Genomic DNA, 20,039 nt, shown 5'->3' on the forward strand with positions numbered 1-20,039 from the left:
CGCCGCCAAGGAGACCGAGACATGCTCGACATCGCCGAGGAGCTGAACCGATGGGCCGCGCAGGGCCGTGACTTCGCCGTCGCCACCGTGGTCGCCGTCGGCGGCAGCGCGCCCCGCCGGCCCGGCGCCGCCCTCGCGGTCGACGCCGACGGCACGGCGATCGGCTCGGTCTCCGGCGGCTGTGTGGAGGGCGCGGTGTACGACCTGTGCCGGCAGGCCCTGGAGGACGGCGAACCCGTCCTCGAACGCTTCGGCTACAGCGACGACGACGCCTTCGCCGTAGGTCTGACCTGCGGCGGGGTCATCGACATCCTCGTCACCCCGGTGCGGGCCGACGACCCGGTCCGCCCGGTCGTCACGGCCGCCCTCGCCGCCGCCGCGAGCGGTACGGCGGCCGCCCTGGCCCGGGTGGTGTCCGGCCCCGCGGACCTGGTCGGCCGCGCCCTGCTGATCCACCCCGACGGCCGGTACGACGGCGGACTCGGCGCCCACCCCGAACTCGACCGCACCATCGCCGCCGAGGCCGGCGCCTTCCTCGACGCGGGCCGCACCGGCACGCTGGAGATCGGCGCCCAGGGTTCCCGCTGCGGCGCCCCGCTCACCGTCCTCGTGGAGTCCGCCGTGCCCCCGCCCCGCATGATCGTGTTCGGCGCGATCGACTTCGCGTCCGCGCTGGTCCGCGTCGGCAAGTTCCTCGGCCACCACGTCACGGTGTGCGACGCCCGGCCCGTCTTCGCGACCAGGGCCCGCTTCCCGGAGGCGGACGAGATCGTCGTGGACTGGCCGCACCGCTACCTGGAGCGCACGCGGGTGGACTCCCGCACCGTGCTGTGCGTCCTCACCCACGACGCCAAGTTCGACGTCCCGCTGCTCCGCCTCGCGCTGCGGCTGCCGGTCGCCTACGTCGGCGCGATGGGGTCACGCCGCACCCATCTGGAGCGCAACGAACGGCTCCGCGAGGTCGGCGTCACCGAACTCGAACTGGCCCGCCTGCGCTCACCCATCGGCCTGGACCTCGGCGCCCGCACACCCGAGGAGACGGCCCTGTCGATCGCCGCGGAGATCGTCGCGAACCGCCGCGGCGGCACCGGCGTCCCCCTCACCGGCGCCCACACCCCGATCCACCACGACGCGACATCGGCCCCGACGGGGCGGATCGGGTCGGTGGCGTGAGGGGCCGGGTCATGGAGTGGGCCACCGGCACCAGGGCACACGCTCTGATCCGGCCCGACGTGACGTCAGCTCCCCGGTGACGCGGAGCGGTTCGGTGTGTGAGCGGGGGGGGGAGCCGTTGCATCGGCGGGGTCGAGTCCGGGCGTGCCGGTGTCAGCCGGTCGGGCGGGGCGGCGGGGACCGGCACCCGTGTCCGCGCGCGCCCAGCCGTCACGCTCCCGCGTCGGCCCCCGCCGGGCCGATCGGCTCGGCGTCCTGAACCCGCACCACCGGCTGGTCGGGCCAGGTGAACGCGTAGGCGGGGTCGCCGCCTCCGCAGACGCGGGCGTACCGCAGCAGTTCGCGGACGATGCCCGCGTTGCCCATCGCCCACCCGGTCTCCGGTTCCAGCGTGCTCGGGTCGGCCTTGTGCTCGACGTTGGACCAGCGGGCCCCCTCGGCGTCCCGGGTCGCCCGTGCGAGCAGGTCCGCCACCAGTACCCCGGCGAAGTCCCCGGAGTCGCCCTGCTCGGCCATCCGGTCGCAGGCCAGCGCCAGCACGCCCGAAGTGCCGCAGCAGCGGCCGTTGTTGTCCCAGAAGCCGGGACGGAGGCGCTGCGGTAGTCCGGAGCCGGTGACCGTGTGCCAGCACCGGTCGGCGAGTTCCGTCCACCCCGGATCGCCGAGGACGTCCCGCAGCAGCCGGAACACCTGGGCGTCCCCGGCCGGGCCGTGACACCAGCCGTAGCTGTACCGCTGGACGACATCGGGCCGGTACTGCGGCGCGGAGTGCGGTATCAGCAGCCCGTCGGGACCGCCCTCGTCGCGGGACACGGCGTCCGCGACCCCGGCCCGCGCCAGGTCGACCAGATCGGCGCGCCCGGCTGCCGCCCCGACCGAGGCGAGCGCGTAGGCGATCCCGAGCGTGCCGTGCGAGACATGGTGCAGCCGTTCCGGCACCCCGGCCCGGAACTCCCAGGTGACCCCCGCCGCCGTCGGCTCGGCGGTGCGCGCGTACGGCTCCAGGGCGAGGAGCGCCAGCTCGGGGTCCCCGGCGGCCCAGGCGCCCAGTCCGATCCCCGCGTTGCCGCCCATCAGCTCGAACAGCTCGCCCCAGCGCGTTCCGTCGAACCGCGACCGCACCCCCGCCAGCGCCCGCCCGGCCGCCGCGTCGGCCTCCGGACAGTCCAGCGCGCGGTGCACGGCACGCAGCACGAGCGCGATCCCGGTGCGGCCGAAGTACAGGGAGTCGTCGTCGTGTCCGTCGACCGCGTCGGCCAGCGAACGCGCCGCGCGCACGGCGACGTCGGCGTACCGGTCGTCCCCGAAGTGCCGCCATGCCTCCAGGAGTACGGGGACCACCCCGGCGGTGCCGTTGTAGAGCATCGGGTCGACCTCGTCGTCCGACGGTCCGACCGGCCAGCCGAGCCCGCCGCGCCCCGTGTCCCGCGCGGCCCCGAGCAGCCATCGCAGACCGTCCGCCGCCAGCGCCTCGACCTCACCCGTGTCCGTCATGGCGCCACCCTGACATCCGGTCGCCCCCGCTGACCAGCGGGTTTCAGGGGCGGCGCAGCAGCCGGTTGACCGCCTGCCCGTACATCCGCCGGGAGGCCGAGCCCAGCAAAGGATCGGCGGCGGACGGCAGCGGACGCACCCGCAGTTCCTCCCGCCAGATCACCCGGGCCCGGCCGCCGGGACCGGGCCGCACCTCGATCTCGGCCCAGCCCCTGACGATCCGGCCGCGCTTCTCCAGCCGGCACAGCCCGGGTTCGTCCCCCACGGGCGGACACCACACGGTGACCTCCATCCGGTCGTCGACGGCGAGCGGTCCGACGCCCGTGCGGGCGACGAACACCGTGCCCTCGCGGGTCGGCGGCGGAGTGACGACGGTGACGCGCGTCAGCGGGACCACATCGCCGTGCCGGTGCCACTCGGTGAGCCGGCGCCACGCCTCCTCCAGGGGGAGCGGGACCGTGCGTTCGAGCTGGAAGGTGACCACACCTGTGATCGTAGGGAGTTCACGGCGCGGGGCGGACGGTTCCCCCTCGCCTCACACAGTTGGCGCAGTCCTACGGCCCCTCGCGGCCGGGTCGCTCACTGCGTGTGGAAGGTGGCGTCCGCCCGGTCGGTCGCCGTGCCCGGCGTCTGTACGTACAGGAAGTGGTCGTGGTGACGGACGTACCGGCCCGGGTAGTTGTACGACTCGAAGGAGACGCCCGTCGTGTCCGCGAGGCCCGTCCGGCGGTGGAAGGCCGCGTCGGCGGCGAAGGCGGCCGTGCCGTCGTTCCGCTCCAGCCACACCTCGAAGTTCCGGTGCCGCAGGTAGTGGCCGGGGTAGTTGGCGGACTCCAGCGACACCGTGCCCGTGCCGGCCAGCCCGGTCACCACGCGGAACTGCGAGTCCGCGAGCGGGCTGACACCCGCCTCGATCCTGGCGCGGAACTCCCAGTGCCGGACGAAGCGGTCGGGGTGGTTGGCGGACGAGAAGCGCTGCGGGGTGACCCCGTCGGCGACCGGGATGCCGAAGTCGGGGGTGCCGTCGGCCTTCCAGTACACCTTCTGCACCCGGGTGCGGCGGTTGGGGTCGTTCAGCGGATCGCCGCTGATCTCCCGGTAACCGCGGTCGTGGTAGACGAGGATGTCCGACGTCCCGTCCTCGGACACGGTGAACGAGTTGTGGCCCGGCCCGTACTGCGAGGTCGCCTCGCTCGACCTGAACACCGGCGACGTGCTCTTCGTCCAGGAAGCGGGGGAGGTGAGGTCGGCCGTCGCGGACGCGGTGAGCATGCCCAGGCAGTAGTTGGCGTCGGTGGCGCTCGCCGAGTAGGTCAGGAAGACCTTGCCGCCGCGCTGGATCAGCGCGGGCCCCTCGTTGACCTTGTACCCCACGGTCTCCCAGGACAGCGTGGGTTGCGAGATCTCCGCCGGAGTCCCGCTGATCGTCCAGGGGTTGGCCAACCGGGCGATGAACAGGCTGGTGTTGTTGTCCTCGGCCGGATTGCGCTGCGCCCACGCGAGATAGCGCACTCCGCCCACGACGAAGGTCGTGGCGTCGAGCGAGAAGCTCTCCCACGTGGTCCTGATCTGCCCCTTCTCGGTCCAGGCGGCGGTCAGCGGGTTGGCGCCGGTGCCCTCCAGGACGTACATCCGGATCGCCCATACGTCGTCGGTGGCGCCGGCCGCGAAGTACACGTACCACCTGCCCTCGATGAAGTGGATCTCCGGCGCCCAGATGTGAGCGCCCATGACGCCGCTGCTGTGCCTGGTCCAGATGGTCACCTCCTGGGCGGTCGAGAGCCCCTGGAGGGTGGTGGCCCGGCGCAGCACGATGCGGTCGTACGCGGGGACCGTGGCGGTGAAGTAGTAGTAGCCGTCGGTGTGTCTGACGATGTGCGGGTCGGCGCGTTGAGCGGCGATCGGGTTGGTGTAGGTCACGGCGGGGGATTCGGGTGCGGCGGCGTGGGCGGGGGTGGCGGGTGCGCCGGTGAGCAGGGCCGCGAGGGTGACGAGGACGGTCAGTAACAGGCGGGCGGGTGCGGGTCTCGACATTGCCTCTCCCATGGTCAGCATGGTCGTGTGGTCAGCATCGTGTGTTCGTAATTTCGAACTAGGTTCGCAACCCCGGCCAGAAGATAGGGGCTGGGCATGACCCCGTCAACGCTCGTGAACGACCGTCCCGCACCGCCCGTACCACTGGACAGCCGTCATGTCGCAGACTCGAACACGGAGAGGCACGTGCCACAGCAGTCGCAGCCCGCACCCCCCGGCCGCAGCAGATCCCTCGCCCGCCCCCTGCGCGCCGCCGCGCTCGTCGCCGGGCTGGCCCTGCTCCCGCTGGCCACGGCGTGCGGAGCGGGCGCGGACGCCGCCAAGCCGGCGGAGGACAAAGGCGCGTCGCGGCTCTCCGCCACGCCCGCCGCCGGGGTGGTCGCCCCGCCGAAGGTCGAGGTGATCGCCGGTCTGCTCGGCTGCGAGCCCGCGATCCGCACCGAGGCCGACGAACTCCGCGAGGGCACCTGCCGCTCCGCGAAGGCGAACTACCTCATCACGACCTTCCCGGCGGAGAAGTTCAAGCTGACCTGGCTGGACTCCGCGAGCATCTACGGCGGCACCTATCTGGTCGGCCCGCGCTGGGTGGTCAGCGGACGCCCCGAACTGCTGGAGCCCGCCCGGGAGAAGGTCGGCGGCGACATCCAGCAGCTCCGGGGCATGAACGACGCCACCGCACCCGGCGCCCCCTGAGGACGCCCGTCACCTCCCGGTGGGCGCGGCGGCCAGCGCGGCCAGTTCCTCCGCCGTGCGCGGGCCGGGCGTGCCGTCCGTCAACATGCCCCGGGCGCGCAGCAGTTCGGCGGCGGCGACACCCCACGGCAGTCGGAGCCCGGCCTGTGCGAGCAGGTCCGCGCGGGCCAGCATGTCCGCCGCCGGGCCGGTGTGGGCGCCGGACGGCGTGAGCAGCGCCGCGTCGTCGGCCCAGCGCAGGGCGAGGTCGACGTCATGGGTGGCCATCACCACCGTGGTGCCGGACGCGCGCAGCCCGTCGAGGGTGACCAGCAGCCGTTCCTGGCCGTCGGGGTCGAGCCCGGCGGTCGGCTCGTCCAGGATCAGCACACGCGGACGCATCGCGACGGCGCCCGCGATGGCCGTCCGCTTGCGCTGCCCGTACGACAGCAGATGGGTGGGCCGTTCGGCCAGGCCCGTGATGTCCAGGGCGGCGAGCGCCTCGTCGACGCGGGCCCGCACCTCCGTGTCGGACAGGCCGAGGTTCAGCGGCCCGAACGACACGTCCTGGCCGACGGATGCGGCGAACAACTGGTCGTCGGGGTCCTGCACCACGAGCTGCACCGTCGTCCGCAGCCGGGTCAGCCCCTTGCGGTCGTAGCCCACCGGGCTTCCCTCGACGCTCAGTTGGCCGGCGTGCGGCCGAAGTCCCCCGCTGAGCAGCCGCATCAGCGTGGTCTTGCCGCTGCCGTTGCGCCCCAGCAGGGCGAGCGCGCGTCCGGCGCGGATCTCGAAGTCCAGCCCGTCGAGCACCGAAGGGCCGTCCTCGTAGGCGAAAGAGGCGCCCCGCAGGGCGACCAGCACGGGCTCGCTCACGTCGGCGGCCTTTCCAGGACGAGGGTGAGGGCGGCCAGCGCGGCGAGGAGCGCGACACTGGCCGCCGTGAAACGGACGGAGACCCGGGCCTCGGGCACGAGGACGCGCAGGGTGCCGTCGTAGCCGCGCCCGGCGAGACCGGCCTGGAGCCGCGCCGCCCGGTCGAAGGCTCGGACGAACGCCGTCGCGCCGAGCCCGGCCAGCGCCCGCCACTCCGCGGCCCGGCTGGTGTGCCCGAGCCGCGCCGCCTGCGCCTCCCGGATCCGCCGCATCGAGTCGAGCAGCAGGAAGCTCATCCGGTACGTCACCAGCGCCACGTCCACGACGGGTGCGGGCACCCCGGCCCTGACCAGGCGCGGCAGCAGGTCGGACATCGGTGTGGTGAACGCGAACAGCAGAACGCCGAGCGAGGCGGCCGAGGTGCGCAGCAGCAGTTCCCCGGCGCGTACGGCACCGCCGTCCGCCCAGCCCACGAGCCCGCCGGGGCCGCCCACTTGGACGAGCAGGGTGACCGCGCCGGTGACGCAGAACCCGAGCGGCACCCGGTAGGCCCGCCACAGCCGGCGGCCCGGCACCCCGGCCGGTCCCAGCAGCACCGCGAGAGCGGTCACCAGGACGAGCGCGGCGCCGGGCCAGGGCGGCAGACAGACGGCGAGAGCGGTCAGGCCGAGCCCGAGCACGGCCTTGTCCACGGGATGGCGGCGGCGCCAGCGACTGCTGTGCGCCGCCGCGTCGATCGGCAGCACCCGGTCAGGCCCGTTCGGCGGCGGGGCCGGCGGAGGTGCTCTCGGCCGATGGGGCCGATGCGGCCGAGCCGGTGTCCGGGGCGTCCTGGCGGGCCAGAGCCCGCTCCTCGCCCTGGCGCCGGCCCCGGTGCACGCCGAAGTAGTAGGCGAGGACCCCGGCGCCCAGCGCCGCCTGGACGGCGAACAGCGCCGACTCGATCTCGCCGGACGGCGGTTCGTAGAGCGGGGAGAACCATGGCTCGTAGTCCGGCTCGATCTCGGTGATCGCCGTCTCCGCCTCGGCGTCGGCGCCCGTGAACGGCTCCTCCTTGTGGTCGCCGAGCCCGAGGGCCAGCGGCAGGACGGCCAGCGCGGCCACGACGAGCAGCAGCAGGGCGTTGATCTTCGTGTTGCGGTTCATCGGGCCACCGCCTCGGTGCCGGCGTCGGCGGAGGCGCCGTTGTCGGCTCCGCCCCGGTTCCGGCCGCCGGTCACCAGCACACCGAGCCGGGTCAGTTCACCCTTGCTCGACTGCACCAGCAGCCGCATCACGAACACCGTGAGCAGACCCTCGCTGACCGCCAGCGGGATCTGGGTGACGGCGAAGATGGAGCCGAACTTGCCGAGCGCGCCCAGGAATCCGCTGCCCGGGTCGGGGAACGCCAGCGCCAACTGCACGCTGGTCACGCAGTAGGTGGACAGGTCGGCGGCGAACGCGCCGAAGAACACCGCGACCATCAGCGGCACGTCGAAGCGCCGCAGCAGTTTGTAGACGGCGTATCCGGCCCATGGTCCGACGATCGCCATGGAGAAGACGTTGGCGCCGAGCGTGGTGAGCCCGCCGTGGGCGAGCAGCAGCGCCTGGAACAGCAGGGTGATGGTGCCCAGGACGGCCATGATCGGCGGCCGGAACAGGATGGCGCCCAGGCCGGTGCCGGTGGGGTGGGAGCAACTCCCCGTCACGGACGGCAGTTTCAGGGCGGAGAGGACGAAGGTGAAGGCCCCGGAGGCGCCGAGCAGCAGGGTGCTCTCGGGGTTCTCCCTGACCTCACGGGTGAGTGAACGGACTCCGTGGACGACAAATGGTGCGGACGCGACGCCCCAGGCGACGGCGTGCGCCGGCGGGAGGAAACCCTCGGCTATGTGCATGGTTCAGCAGACCCTCTCCAGCACCTCGTGGATGGTTGACGCGCCCCGGCCGGTCTCCTGGCTGACGGGTACCACCGTCCGTGCTCCGCCTTCCCGGGTCCGAGGACCCAGTGGCTGCCCGTGAGGGCCGGAGCCGGACTTCCCGATCACAGTGGCGAGGGCCGCACCGGTTTCACACCGATTTCCCGTTCACCGAGGCGTGGTGACAGTAGTGCCCGTACGAGGCCCCTGACAAGCGACAACGGGGGGCGCGAAGGCGGCGTGGGACGGCTCACACACCGGCGCACACCCAGCGCACACGCGGAGCACGGCGGCGACACGCGGCGACACGTCCCTGGTCCTAGGTCCTACGGCTGATCAGCACCGGCACCCTTCTGCTGTTAGCGTGCACTTGCATACCATTCGCAATAACGTCGGAGGACGTTGGACATGGCGGTTTACACGCTCCCGGAGCTTCCGTACGACTACGCGGCGCTCGCCCCGGTCATCAGCCCCGAGATCATCGAGCTGCACCACGACAAGCACCACGCGGCGTACGTCAAGGGCGCGAACGACACCCTGGAGCAGCTCGCGGAGGCCCGGGACAAGGAGTCCTGGGGTTCGATCAACGGCCTGGAGAAGAACCTGGCGTTCCATCTCTCCGGGCACATCCTGCACAGCATCTACTGGCACAACATGACCGGCGACGGCGGCGGCGAGCCGCTGGAGGCGGACGGCGTGGGCGAGTTGGCGGACGCGATCGCCGAATCCTTCGGCTCCTTCGCGAACTTCAAGGCACAGCTCACCAAGGCGTCGGCCACCACCCAGGGTTCGGGCTGGGGCGTCCTCGCCTACGAGCCGCTCTCCGGCCACCTCATCGTCGAGCAGGTCTACGACCACCAGGGCAACGTCGGCCAGGGCTCCACCCCGATCCTGGTCTTCGACGCGTGGGAGCACGCCTTCTACCTCCAGTACAAGAACCAGAAGGTCGACTTCATCGACGCGATGTGGGCGGTCGTCAACTGGCAGGACGTGGCCCGGCGTTACACGGCCGCCAAGGAACGCGGCGACAGCCTCCTCCTGACCCCGTGACCGACACACCCCGAGGGGCGGCCCCGATCGGCACGGGGCCGCCCCGCCCTTGTCAACGCCCAGCGGCGAGGACGTTACGAGGCACTCGTCCGGCACCCCGGTGCCATGCGGACGCCCACAGCGGACAGCATCTGTCCTCGATCCCCGCTACCGTCCCGTCCATGACGAAGCCGACCCCCGCCGCCCCCGTGCTCGACGCCCGCGCACTCAACCGCGCGACCCTCGAACGGCAGTTGTTGCTGCGGCCCGCCGCGCTGGCGGCGACGGAGGCCGTCACCCATCTGCTCGGGCTCCAGGCGCAGAACGTCAGGCCGCCGTACTACGCGCTCGCGGCCCGTCTCGCCGGATTCCGTCCCGAGGACCTGTCCGCGCCGATGGCCGACCGCCAGGTGGTCCGGATCGTCACCATGCGCTCCACGATCCACACCCACACCGCCGACGACGCGCTCACCCTGCGGCCGCTGGTGCAGCCCGCCCGCGACCGCGAGCTGAACGCGTTCCGCAAGGGGCTGGCCGGAGTGGACCTGGACGAACTCGCGGGGCTCGCCCGGGACCTCGTGGAGGAGGAGCCGCGCACGATGGCGCAGTTGCGCGAGGCGCTGTCCGCGCGGTGGCCCGAGGCCGACCCGCAGTCGCTGGGGCTCGCGGCCCGCTGCCGGCTCCCGCTCGTCCAGGTCACCCCGCGCGGGCTGTGGGACCGCAGCGGACAGGTCGCGCTGACGACCGCCGAGCACTGGCTCGGCCGGCCCGCCGAACCCGCCCCGGCGCCGGACGACGTCGTGACGCGCTACCTCGCCGCCTTCGGACCGGCCTCCGTCAAGGACATGCAGACCTGGGCCGGGCTCACCCGGCTGCGCGACGCCTTCGAGCGGCTGCGGCCCCGCCTGGTCACCTTCCGCGACGAGCACGGCGTCGAGCTGTTCGACCTCCCGGACGCCCCCCGCCCGGACCCGGACACCCCGGCCCCGCCCCGGTTCCTGCCCGAGTTCGACAACCTGCTGCTCTCCCACGCCGACCGCACCCGCGTCGTCCCGTCCGACTACCGGGGCCGCACCTGGCGGGGCAACCAGGCGTACCGCACCCTGCTCGTCGACGGGTTCCTCGCGGGCGTGTGGCGGCTGGAGGAGGACGCGCTCGTCGTCGAACCGTTCGGGCGCCTCACCGCGGGGCAGCGGCGGGAGGTGGCCGGGGAGGCCGAGCGGATGCTGGCCGCGCTGCACCCGGGGGAGCCCCGTGACCTGCGGTTCGGGACGGTCGTGGAGCGGTGACGCGGGACGTGGATAGGGGGCGCTGCGGGCCGCTCGTGGAGGCTCGCAGCGCCCCCTGGCATTCACCTGAGGGGTGCTCAGGAGTTCATGGGGCGTACGCGGTGACCCGTCAGGAGTTCACCTGCGTGGCGACCAGGCCGGAGAAGGCGGTCAGCCGGGTGTAGACACCCGGGTGACCGGCCTGGGCACAGCCCTCGCCCCAAGAAGTGATCCCTGCCAGGACGCCCCCGATGAGCAGGGGACCGCCGCTGTCGCCCTGGCAGGTGTCTACGCCGCCGGAGGAGTATCCGGCGCACACCATGTCGGACGGCACGAAGTCCGAACCGTAGGAGCTCGCACAACCGGAGTCGGAGACGATCGGCACGGTCGCCGTCCGAAGCTGGTTGGAGGAGCTGCCGTTCTGTGAGGTCGTGCCCCAGCCCAGGACGCGGGCCGTCGTGCCGGCCGCGTACAGATCGGTCTGGGACGAGGTGACGTACGACGCCGTGGTGTACGGCATCGACGTCGACAGGGTCAGCACCGCCACGTCCTCGCCGTCGGTGGCGTCGGTGTAGTTCGGGTGGATCCAGATCTTGCTGACCCGGCTGACCGTGCCGTTCGTACCGTTGAGGTACGTGCGGCCGCCGACGACGCGCACACTGCTCGTGCTCTCTCCGACCATGCAGTGCGCGGCCGTGACGACCTTGGTCGGGGAGACGAGCGTCCCTCCGCAGAACTGGTTCTGCGAGGCGTCCGTGATCTGCATCATGAACGGGTACGCGGTCGTGGTGGTCGTCGTGCCGCCGACGATCGGCTGCGGCGCTGCGACAGCGGTGGGGGCGCTGAGCAGACAGGTCGCCGCCGCCGCGGCGGCCGCCGCGACGACTGCGGCGGCCTTCCTGGCACGGTTGAGCCCGTACATGAATCTCCTTGTGGGGGGAGCTGCCGGTGGGGGGTTCGCACGGGCGTGGGGGGTGTGTACGGGGGTCGCGGGACCGACCCCCGTCTGCCCGGGCGAGCGGCACATCACGAACGCTAGGGCCCGGCGCACCCACCTCCCAATGAGGGAACCCCCTAAGGGAGTTGGGGCAGGGAAAACCCTCGGTCGTACACAGGGGGCGCACAGGGTCCGACGGGTCCGTGTTCCGTGGATCCGCGAGGGCAGTTAACCCCGCGCCCCGCTCACTTGGCGTGGCGCCCCGCCGCCAGTCGGACAATATCCACCCGCGAGCGGATTCCCAGCTTCCGGTAGACCCGGGTCAGGGTCGCCTCGACGGTCTTCACGCTGATGAACAGGCGCGCGGCGATCTCCCGGTTGGTGGCGCCCTCCATGACCAGCGCGGCGACCTGACGCTCCATCGAGGCCAGCCCCTCCAGCGCGTCGGCGGCCTGCGCGGGCGGGGCGGCCGGGCGGGCCCCGTCCGTCTCCTCCAGGGCCGCCGCGTCCACCTGGCGCAGCCAGGGCAGCGCCCGGCACCGCCGGAACAGCCGCGCCGCCTCGTCGTACGACGTCGGACCGGGCTGCCGGGCGCGCAGCCGGGCGTGCGCGAACGCGGCGCGCGCCTCCTCCAGGCCGTAGCCCAGTTTGGCCAGCCGGTCCTGGACGGACGTCAGCCGGGCCAGCGCCGCCTCGTGGTCGCCGTGCGCCGCCCGCACCAGGGCCTCGGCGCGGTCCAGCACCGCGAGGACGCTCTCCCGGCCGAGCCGGAGGGCGTGTTCGCGGCTGACGTCGATGACGTCCTGCGCCTCGCCCGGTTCGCCCACCCGGACCAGCGCCTCGGCGAGGTCGCCCTGCCAGCGGCCGCGGGCCGGGTCGGTGATGCCCATGCCCTGCTCCAGCTCGCGCACCCGGCGCAGCGAGGCGACCGTGCCCGCGGCGTCCCCGGCCACCAGTTGGGCGTAGCCGAGCGCGGCCAGCGCCCGCGAGAGGTACATCTGGTCGCCGTCCTCCTCGGCGTGGTCGGCGGCCTCCCTGGCCAGCACCAGCGCCTTGCCCACGTCACCGCCGGACGCCTCGGCCAGCGAGGTGAGCATCGCGGACGCGCCCAGGCCGATGCCGGAGTCGCGGGCCAGCTTGAGGCTCTCGCGGGCCAGGTCGAGGGCGCGTCCGCAGTGCCCGGAGCGCAGTTCGGTGTCGGCCAGGAACCGCTGGAAGTGCACCTCGCTCTCGACCATCCCGCGCCGCCGCACCTCGCGCAGCAGCGCGGTGATGGTGGCGCGGGCGTCGGGGAGCTGGTCGCTCATCAGCAGCCAGCGGAACCGGGCCATGCCGGCGCCGTTGTGATGGCACGCCACATACGGGTCCTGGGGCTCCTTGAGGGCCCGCTTGATGGTGGTGGGGGCGAGCGGATGACCCATCAGGATCTCCGTCGAGCCCTGGAAGGAGAGCGCGAACAGCTCCGTACGGCGGTCACCGCCCCGGGCGGCCAGCTCCGCGGTGTGCGCGGCCTCCTGGCGGGCCTGCGCGAAGTCGCCCTCGACGATCAGTTTGCGCCAGGCCAGCCGGTAGTGGACCAGGGCGAGCAGCCGGGGGTCGTCGCCCGCGTCGGCGAGCGCCTGCGGGAAGACGGCGTCGACCTCGCCGAGCGACTGCCCGGCGGCCTCGATCACCACCTCCCAGGCCCGGATCCGGTCGGCGGGCACGGTCGCCCGGGTCAGCACCTCGCGCGCGATGTCCCGGGCGAGGTCCACCTCGCCGGCGGTGATGGCGTCCTCGGCGGCCTGGAGCCGGCGCTCGTCCGGGGCGACGGCGCCGTCCGGCGGGGTGTGCCGGGCGGCGAGCAGTCCGAGGGAGGCGGCGACCGAGGGGGCGCCGCGGTCCCGGGCCAGCGCGGCGGCCTCGGCGAGCCGGGCGGCCACCTCCGGGTCGGTGCCGGTGGTCGCCAGCGCCAGGTTGCGGGCCCGCTCGATCGGGTCCGAGGCCGCCGTGGACAGCGCCGCGTGCGCGGCCCGGCGCTCCTGCGCGGGCGCCTCCGCGTACAGCGCCGCCGAGATCAGCGGATGCGCGAACCGTACGGCGGGCTCCTCCGGCTCGGTCGCCAGCAGCCCGAGCGCGGCCGCCTGGGCGGTCTCGGCCTCGGCGTTCTCCCGGCCGGCCGCGTGCAGCAGGGCCAGGGTGGGGCGGGCGCCGGCGCTGGCCACCAGCAGGGTGCGGCGGGCCTCGTCGGAGAGCATGTCGAGCCGGCTGAGCACCAGGGCGCGCAGCGAGGTGGGCACCGGCAGCGGCTCGCCGGGGCGCGGCGGGGTCGGGCTCTCGCCGAGCGCGCGGCCCAGCTCCAGGGCGAACAGCGGGTTGCCGCCGCTGGTGCGGTGGATCTCCCGCACGGTCGAGCGGGGCAGCGCGGTGTAGCCGCGGTGGTCGAGCAGTGCGGAGACCTGGCCGCGGGAGAGCGGGTTGAGGCGGACGGCGAGGGTGTCCGGCGGAGACGCGCGTAGATGGCGGTCGTACTCCTGGCCCTCGGTCCGGACCGCGGACAGCAGTTGGACGGGCGTGTCGCCGAGCCGGCGGGCGGCGAAGCCGAGCAGTTCGGCGCTGGCCGGATCCAGCCACTGGAGGTCGTCGGCGACGAGCAGCACCGGGCCGGTGGCGGCGAGCGCGCGCAGCGCGGAGAGCACGGCGAGACGCAGCGCCAGGCCGTCGCGTTGCAGGGTCGATTCGCCGCGGCCGGTGAGCGCCGACTCCAGGGCCGTGCGCTGGGCCGACGGCAGCTTGTCCGAGACCTCGTCGAGGACCAGACCGAAGAGGTCCGCCAGCGCCAGGAACGGCAGATGCGATTCGGACTCGGTCGCCGAGCAGCGCAACACGGTGTGCGCGGAGTCGCCGTAATCCGCGGCCAATGCCCGCAGCACGGTCGACTTTCCTATTCCGGCGGGCCCGTGGAGCAGCACACTGCCGCCGCGCGCCAGTTGGTCACGGGCGGAACCGAACAGCTCCTCCCTGCCGATGACCAGGTCGGGGCGGCATCTGGCAGGCTCCTTGAACTCCCGTCGCACGGTTACCGCTCCCCTCCGGGTGTCGTGTCCCAGCCAAATTCTAGGCAACGACTCTTTGAAATTCGGAGGGTCAGCGAAGTGAGGCAGATAACAACATGACGCACAGGTAAATTCATCACGGCCGCCGATGAATGGAAGCTGCTCGTGAGGGCTCCCCACGAGCCGGACGCGGAACCCCTCCCTGGCTGGATCCGAACGCTGCCGAACGGGTGAACCCCGGACATGTCAGCACTCTGCCACGGCCCGGACGCCGAGGGCAGGAGGCCCGGGCGGACGGCCTTGCGCGGAGGCTCACTTCCGGTCGTCCGCGGCGGGGGGCGCGGGCGACGTGCCTGTGCCGGGGGTGGCCCCCGGTGGCCGGTCGCAGGGTCCGCTGCGGCGCGCATGCCCGATCGGTCCGCCGGGGCAGGGGACCAGGCAGCGCCGATACCGCAGGGGACCAGGCACGCCGATACAGCAGGGGACCAGGTGGCGCCGTTACGGCAGGAGCCCCGCTCGGCGGGCCGTGGCCACCGCCTCGCCGCGGGTGTGGGCGCCCAGGCGGCGCATCGCCGAGCGGAGGTAGCCCTTGACCGTCTCCGTGCGCAGGCCCAGGCGTTCGGCGGTGGCCGCGTTCGTCGCGCCCGCCGCCACGCACGCCAGGACGTCCAGTTCGCGCGGCGCGAGGACGGGCGCCGGCCCGCCGGGGCCCGGGTGGGTCTCGTCCGCGGGCGTCAGCAGGCCGCAGGCGTCCAGGAGTTCGGCGCGCAGCGCGGGGTCGGCGATCCGGGGCGCCAGGGCGCGCAGGGCGGCGTGCGCCTCGCGGACCCGCTCCCGCTCGGCGCCGTGACCGGGCCCCGGCCGGGCCGCCGTCAGCAGCTCGCGCGCCTCGTCGCCGGCGACCAGCGCCTGTTCCACGTCCCGTGCCACCTCCACCGCCGCGTTCAGCGTGCGGTCGCCCAGCGGCTGGGCCGTGCGCAGGGCGCCGTACAGCACGCCCCGCACCCGGCGTCGTACCACCACCGGGACGGCGAGCACCGAGCGCAGGCCCTCCTCGGCGACGGCCGCGTCGTACTCGTGGCTGATCCGGCGCGAGCGCGAGTAGTCGGTCACCGCGTACGGCCTGGCCAGCGCGACCGCCTTGCCGCCGAGGCCGTTCCCCGAGGTCACCGCGAGACCGCTGAGCGCGAGCGTGGCCGCGCCGCTGAACTCGCTGATCCGCATCCGGTGCCGCCCCGGCTCGACCAGACCGCCGAAGGCGACCGGCAGCCCCGTCGCCCGCCGCAGCCGCGCCAGCGCGCCGCCGATCTGAGCCGTCCCGGCCGTCTCTGCTGCCACGTCCTCGCCCTTTCCGTGCCCATCCACCATCCGCGGGGAGCCGACCCGACACCCCCGTTCGGGGGTGGTGAGACCCGCATCACGGATTACACGATGTGAGGGAGCCGCCGGGCAATGGTCCGGAGCCGACGGCCCGACACCGACGGAGCGAGGAGGACGGATGACGACGGCGACGGAGAGCTTCCGCAGGGCACGGGACTTCCTGCTGGAGCACCGCGAGGACTACACGACCGCCTACGAGGGCTTCGAGTGGCCCCGCCCCGAGCACTTCAACTGGGCCCTGGACTGGTTCGACGTCATCGCCGACGGCAACGGCCGCACCGCCCTGCACATCGTCGAGGAGGACGGCACCGAGACCCGGCTGACCTTCGCCGAGCTGTCCGAACGCTCCGACCGGATCGCGAACTGGCTGCGCGCGGCCGGGGTCGACGCCGGGGACCGCGTCCTCGTCATGCTCGGCAACCAGGCCGAACTGTGGGAGACCGCCCTCGCCGCGATGAAACTGCGCGCCGTCGTCATCCCGGCCACCCCGCTGCTCGGCCCCGCCGACCTGCGCGACCGCGTGGAGCGCGGCCGGGTCCGGCACGTCCTGGCCCGCACCGCCGACACCGCCAAGTTCGAGGAGGTGCCCGGCGAGTACACCCGGATCGCCGTCGGCGGCGCCCCCGACGGCTGGCTGGCCTACGAGGACGCTTACGACGCCCCCGCCGGCTTCACCCCCGACGGCCCCACCCGGGCCGACGACCCGCTGATGCTCTACTTCACCTCCGGGACGACCGCCCGTCCCAAGCTGGTCGAGCACACCCACACCTCGTACCCGATCGGCCATCTGGCCACCCTGTACTGGATCGGCCTCACCCCCGGCGACGTGCACCTCAACATCTCCTCGCCCGGCTGGGCCAAGCACGCCTGGTCCAACCTCTTCGCCCCGTGGAACGCCGAGGCGACCGTCTTCATCCACAACTACACCCGCTTCGACCCGGCCCGGCTGATGGCGGAGATGGACCGCGCGGGCGTCTCCACGTTCTGCGCCCCGCCCACCGTCTGGCGCATGCTCATCCAGGCCGACCTCACCGCCCTGCGCACCCCGCCCCGCGAGGCCGTGGCCGCCGGTGAACCCCTCAACCCCGAGGTCATCGAGCAGGTCCGGCGCGCCTGGGGCGTCACCGTCCGGGACGGCTTCGGGCAGACCGAGACGGCCGTCCAGATCGCCAACAGCCCCGGCCAGGAACTGAAGACCGGCTCCATGGGCCGCCCCGGACCCGGCTACCGGGTGGAGCTGCTCGACCCGGTGACCGGCGAACCCGGCGTCCGCGAGGGGGAGATCGCGCTCGACCTCATGTACCGCCCGGTGGGCCTGATGGCCGGCTACCACGGCGACCCCGACCGCACGGCGGAGGCGATGGCCGACGGCTACTACCGCACCGGTGACATCGGGTCGCGGGACGACGACGGCTATCTGACCTACGTCGGCCGCAGCGACGACGTCTTCAAGGCGTCCGACTACAAGATCAGCCCCTTCGAGCTGGAGAGCGCGCTGCTGGAGCACGAGGCGGTGGCCGAGGCGGCCGTCGTCCCCGCCCCGGACGAACTGCGGCTCGCCGTGCCCAAGGCGTACGTGGTGCTCGCCGAGGGCTGGGAGCCGGGGCCGGACACCGCGAAGGTGCTCTTCGAGCACTCCCGGGACGTCCTCGCCCCCTACAAGCGCGTCCGACGACTGGAGTTCGCCCCGCTGCCCAAGACGGTCAGCGGCAAGATCCGGCGCATCGAGCTGCGTGAGGCGACGGCGGCGGGGTCGGAGCAGGAGTACCGCGAGGAGGACTTCCGGTGACCGAACTCTCGAGGCCCGAACTCTCGAGGCCCGCACTCTCGAAGCCCGCGCTCTCGTACGCCCATGGCACCAGCGCGACCGCCCTGCTCGGCGACACCATCGGCGCCAACCTGGACCGGGCGGTGGCGACTTGGCCGGAGCGCGAGGCGCTGGTCGACGTACCGTCCGAACGGCGCTGGACCTACGCCGAGTTCGGCGCCGACGTCGACCGGCTGGCCTCGGCCCTGCTCGGCGCCGGCGTCGCCAAGGGCGACCGGGTGGGGATCTGGGCCGTCAACTGCGCGGAGTGGGTGCTCGTCCAGTACGCCACCGCACGCGTCGGCGCGATCATGGTCAACATCAACCCGGCCTACCGCACCCACGAGGTCGAGTACGTCCTCAACCAGGCTGGAATCTCCCTCCTGTTCGCCTCCGTGAGCCACCGCACCAGCGACTACCGGGCGATGATCGAGGACGTCCGGCCCCGCTGCCCCGCCCTGCGCGAGGCGGTGTTCATCGGCGACCCGAGCTGGGACGCGCTGCTGGCCCGCGCGAACCCGGACGCCCGCCCCGACGAGCTGTCCTGCGACGACCCCATCAACATCCAGTACACCTCGGGCACCACGGGCTTCCCCAAGGGCGCCACGCTCTCCCACCACAACATCCTCAACAACGGTTATTTCGTCGGCGAGATGATCGACTACAGCGAACAGGACCGGATCTGCGTCCCGGTGCCCTTCTACCACTGCTTCGGCATGGTGATGGGGAATCTGGCGGCGACCTCGCACGGCGCCTGCATCGTGATCCCGGCCGCGGCCTTCGACCCGAGGGCCACCCTGGAGGCGGTCCAGCGGGAGCGCTGTACGTCCCTGTACGGCGTCCCGACCATGTTCATCGCGGAGTTGAACCTCCCCGACTTCGCCTCCTACGACCTCTCCACCCTGCGCACCGGCATCATGGCGGGCTCGCCGTGCCCGGTGGAGGTGATGAAACGGGTGGTCGGCGAGATGAACATGTCGGAGGTGTCGATCGCCTACGGCATGACGGAGACCTCGCCGGTGTCCACCCAGACCCGCCGCGAGGACGACCTGGAGCACCGCACCGGCACCGTCGGCCGCGTCCTGCCGCACATCGAGGTCAAGGTCGTCGACCCCGTCACCGGAGTGACCCGACCGCGCGGCACGGCGGGGGAGTTGTGCACCCGCGGCTACAGCGTGATGCTCGGCTACTGGAACGAGCCGGAGAAGACCGCCGAGGCCGTCGACGCGGGCCGCTGGATGCACACCGGGGACCTCGCGGTGATGCGCGAGGACGGCTACGTCGAGATCGTCGGCCGTATCAAGGACATGATCATCCGGGGCGGCGAGAACATCTACCCGCGCGAGATCGAGGAGTTCCTCTACGGCCACCCCGGCATCCAGGACGTCCAGGTCGTCGGCGTACCGCACGAGAAGTACGGCGAGGAGGTCCTCGCCTGTGTGATCCCGCGCGACCCGGCCGACCCGCCGACGCTGGAGGACGTGCGGGCCTTCTGCGAGGGGCGCCTCGCGCACTACAAGATCCCCAGCCGGCTCCAGGTGCTGGAGACGTTCCCGATGACGGTGTCCGGCAAGATCCGCAAGATCGAACTCCGGGAGAACTACGGCGGCTGACCACCTCGGGCGCCGGCCGCGCCGCCCGCGCCGCCGCCGCCCCCGGCGTCCAGTGCGGCCGCCGGGGCGTTCAGCGGGCGCGGTGTGCCCGTCGGGTCCAGCAGGAACAGCGGGACGGGCAGCCGGTCGGCGCCGGCGCGGGCCTCGGGGGCGTACCCGGCGAGGGAGAAGTACACGCACCGCGCCGACTCCGTCATCGCCGTGAGCCACAGGCACTCCACGTCCCGCAGCGTGGCCGGGCGGGCGCTCGGGTCCACCTGGGCCAGCAGCCCGCGCGCGGCGAGCCCGATCCCGGAGGTGGGCCGCTGGTCGGCCCGGCGGACGTCGTCGTGGCCGAGCCAGCGCAGATAGAGCGCGGCGGCCGTGACGGCGTCGAGCGCGCTGCGGATGGCGACGGTACGGAAGCCGCGCCGCCCGGCGCCGCCCGCCTCGTCGTCTTTCGCCCCGCCGCCGTTCGCACCGGTCACGGGTATGTGCAGCACCGTTCCGCAGGGGCAGCCCAGTTCGGGCCGCGGCCACTGGTCGCGGCGCCCGCAGGCCCCGCAGCGCAGGGTGATCCACTCCTCATCCCACACCCGGCGGACGACGGCCGCCGCTGCCGTACGGCGGTCGAGCACCGGGGTGACGGGGGCACCGCACGCGCACGGATAGGACGGCGCGGTGTAGAGGCGCTCGCGCCGGCAGGCCGGGCAGCGCACCGGCACGCTCTCGGACATGGCCCCCATCGTCCTCCTCCGGCCCCCGCTTGTCCGTCTCTTGACGACCTTCGCGCACCCTCTTACATTGCTTCCAGATAGCAGAAAACAAATTCCACGATACGGAAAAT

At 73.2% G+C, this 20,039-nt stretch carries 17 protein-coding genes and 1 riboswitch; of the genes, 6 read left to right on the forward strand and 11 right to left on the reverse strand.

The features are described 5' to 3' along the window. Positions 1-21: 21 nt before the first annotated feature. On the forward strand, positions 22-1,173 hold the full coding sequence (locus AFM16_RS30360) for an XdhC family protein (RefSeq protein ID WP_078635545.1): 1,152 nt from the start codon (positions 22-24) through the stop codon (positions 1,171-1,173). Positions 1,174-1,383: 210 nt separating this feature from the next. On the opposite strand, the gene AFM16_RS30365 is transcribed toward AFM16_RS30360, so the two are convergent. From AFM16_RS30365 to AFM16_RS30375, 3 genes are all read right to left on the reverse strand, one after another. Beyond that, on the reverse strand, positions 1,384-2,667 hold the full coding sequence (locus AFM16_RS30365; RefSeq protein ID WP_078635547.1) for a lanthionine synthetase LanC family protein: 1,284 nt from the start codon (positions 2,665-2,667) through the stop codon (positions 1,384-1,386). 43 nt (positions 2,668-2,710) lie between these two features. Next, positions 2,711-3,151, reverse strand: coding sequence for an SRPBCC family protein (locus AFM16_RS30370; RefSeq protein ID WP_030791979.1), 441 nt, complete (start codon positions 3,149-3,151; stop codon positions 2,711-2,713). Between the two features lie 95 nt (positions 3,152-3,246). Next, the gene (locus tag AFM16_RS30375; protein WP_078635549.1) at positions 3,247-4,701 is read right to left on the reverse strand and encodes a family 43 glycosylhydrolase; all 1,455 of its coding nucleotides are present in this window, start codon (positions 4,699-4,701) and stop codon (positions 3,247-3,249) included. Positions 4,702-4,887: 186 nt separating this feature from the next. Between AFM16_RS30375 and AFM16_RS30380 the strand changes: the two genes are divergently transcribed. Then, positions 4,888-5,394: a hypothetical protein gene (locus AFM16_RS30380; protein WP_245177837.1), complete on the forward strand. Its 507-nt coding sequence runs from the start codon at positions 4,888-4,890 to the stop codon at positions 5,392-5,394. Between the two features lie 9 nt (positions 5,395-5,403). On the opposite strand, the gene AFM16_RS30385 is transcribed toward AFM16_RS30380, so the two are convergent. From AFM16_RS30385 to AFM16_RS30400, 4 genes are read right to left on the reverse strand one after another with little or no spacing between them, the layout of a single operon-like run. Then, on the reverse strand, positions 5,404-6,249 hold the full coding sequence (locus AFM16_RS30385; protein ID WP_030791985.1) for an ATP-binding cassette domain-containing protein: 846 nt from the start codon (positions 6,247-6,249) through the stop codon (positions 5,404-5,406). Next, positions 6,246-6,995, reverse strand: a complete 750-nt coding sequence (gene cbiQ, locus AFM16_RS30390) for a cobalt ECF transporter T component CbiQ (protein ID WP_078635551.1) — start codon at positions 6,993-6,995, stop codon at positions 6,246-6,248. The genes AFM16_RS30385 and cbiQ overlap by 4 nt, the downstream gene beginning before the upstream one ends. 4 nt (positions 6,996-6,999) lie before the next feature. Next, positions 7,000-7,395, reverse strand: a complete 396-nt coding sequence (locus AFM16_RS30395) for an energy-coupling factor ABC transporter substrate-binding protein (protein ID WP_078635553.1) — start codon at positions 7,393-7,395, stop codon at positions 7,000-7,002. After that, entirely contained in the window at positions 7,392-8,123 is a 732-nt protein-coding gene (locus AFM16_RS30400) for an energy-coupling factor ABC transporter permease (protein WP_078635556.1), read from the reverse strand. Before AFM16_RS30400 ends, AFM16_RS30395 begins: the two co-directional genes overlap by 4 nt. A 30-nt stretch (positions 8,124-8,153) precedes the next feature. Continuing rightward, positions 8,154-8,335, reverse strand: a riboswitch (cobalamin riboswitch). A gap of 217 nt (positions 8,336-8,552) precedes the next feature. Between AFM16_RS30400 and AFM16_RS30405 the strand changes: the two genes are divergently transcribed. Further along, a complete protein-coding gene (locus tag AFM16_RS30405; RefSeq protein ID WP_030791994.1) occupies positions 8,553-9,194 on the forward strand; it encodes a superoxide dismutase in 642 nt (213 codons plus the stop codon). Positions 9,195-9,355: 161 nt separating this feature from the next. Then, entirely contained in the window at positions 9,356-10,462 is a 1,107-nt protein-coding gene (locus tag AFM16_RS30410; protein ID WP_078635558.1) for a winged helix DNA-binding domain-containing protein, read from the forward strand. Between the two features lie 109 nt (positions 10,463-10,571). On the opposite strand, the gene AFM16_RS30415 is transcribed toward AFM16_RS30410, so the two are convergent. The 3 genes from AFM16_RS30415 to AFM16_RS30430 form a co-directional block, all read right to left on the reverse strand. Next, positions 10,572-11,363, reverse strand: coding sequence for a S1 family peptidase (locus AFM16_RS30415; protein WP_078635560.1), 792 nt, complete (start codon positions 11,361-11,363; stop codon positions 10,572-10,574). Positions 11,364-11,623: 260 nt separating this feature from the next. Then, positions 11,624-14,434 carry an ATP-binding protein gene (locus tag AFM16_RS30425; RefSeq protein WP_179123327.1) on the reverse strand — a complete coding sequence of 937 codons (2,811 nt, stop codon included), beginning with the start codon at positions 14,432-14,434 and terminating at the stop codon, positions 11,624-11,626. A 477-nt stretch (positions 14,435-14,911) separates the two neighbouring features. After that, positions 14,912-15,781 (reverse strand): helix-turn-helix transcriptional regulator, encoded by an 870-nt coding sequence (locus AFM16_RS30430; protein ID WP_078635564.1) that lies wholly within the window; start codon positions 15,779-15,781, stop codon positions 14,912-14,914. A gap of 130 nt (positions 15,782-15,911) precedes the next feature. Between AFM16_RS30430 and AFM16_RS30435 the strand changes: the two genes are divergently transcribed. After that, positions 15,912-17,582 (forward strand): AMP-binding protein, encoded by a 1,671-nt coding sequence (locus AFM16_RS30435; protein WP_078635566.1) that lies wholly within the window; start codon positions 15,912-15,914, stop codon positions 17,580-17,582. Further along, entirely contained in the window at positions 17,579-19,213 is a 1,635-nt protein-coding gene (locus tag AFM16_RS30440) for an AMP-binding protein (RefSeq protein ID WP_078635568.1), read from the forward strand. The genes AFM16_RS30435 and AFM16_RS30440 overlap by 4 nt, the downstream gene beginning before the upstream one ends. Here the strand turns inward: AFM16_RS30440 and AFM16_RS30445 are convergent. Then, positions 19,201-19,929 carry a hypothetical protein gene (locus tag AFM16_RS30445; RefSeq protein ID WP_078637137.1) on the reverse strand — a complete coding sequence of 243 codons (729 nt, stop codon included), beginning with the start codon at positions 19,927-19,929 and terminating at the stop codon, positions 19,201-19,203. The two genes, AFM16_RS30440 and AFM16_RS30445, sit on opposite strands and share 13 nt — an antisense overlap. Positions 19,930-20,039: the final 110 nt, after the last annotated feature.

The sequence above is a fragment of the Streptomyces antibioticus genome (assembly GCF_002019855.1).
GTDB lineage: Bacteria > Actinomycetota > Actinomycetes > Streptomycetales > Streptomycetaceae > Streptomyces > Streptomyces antibioticus_B.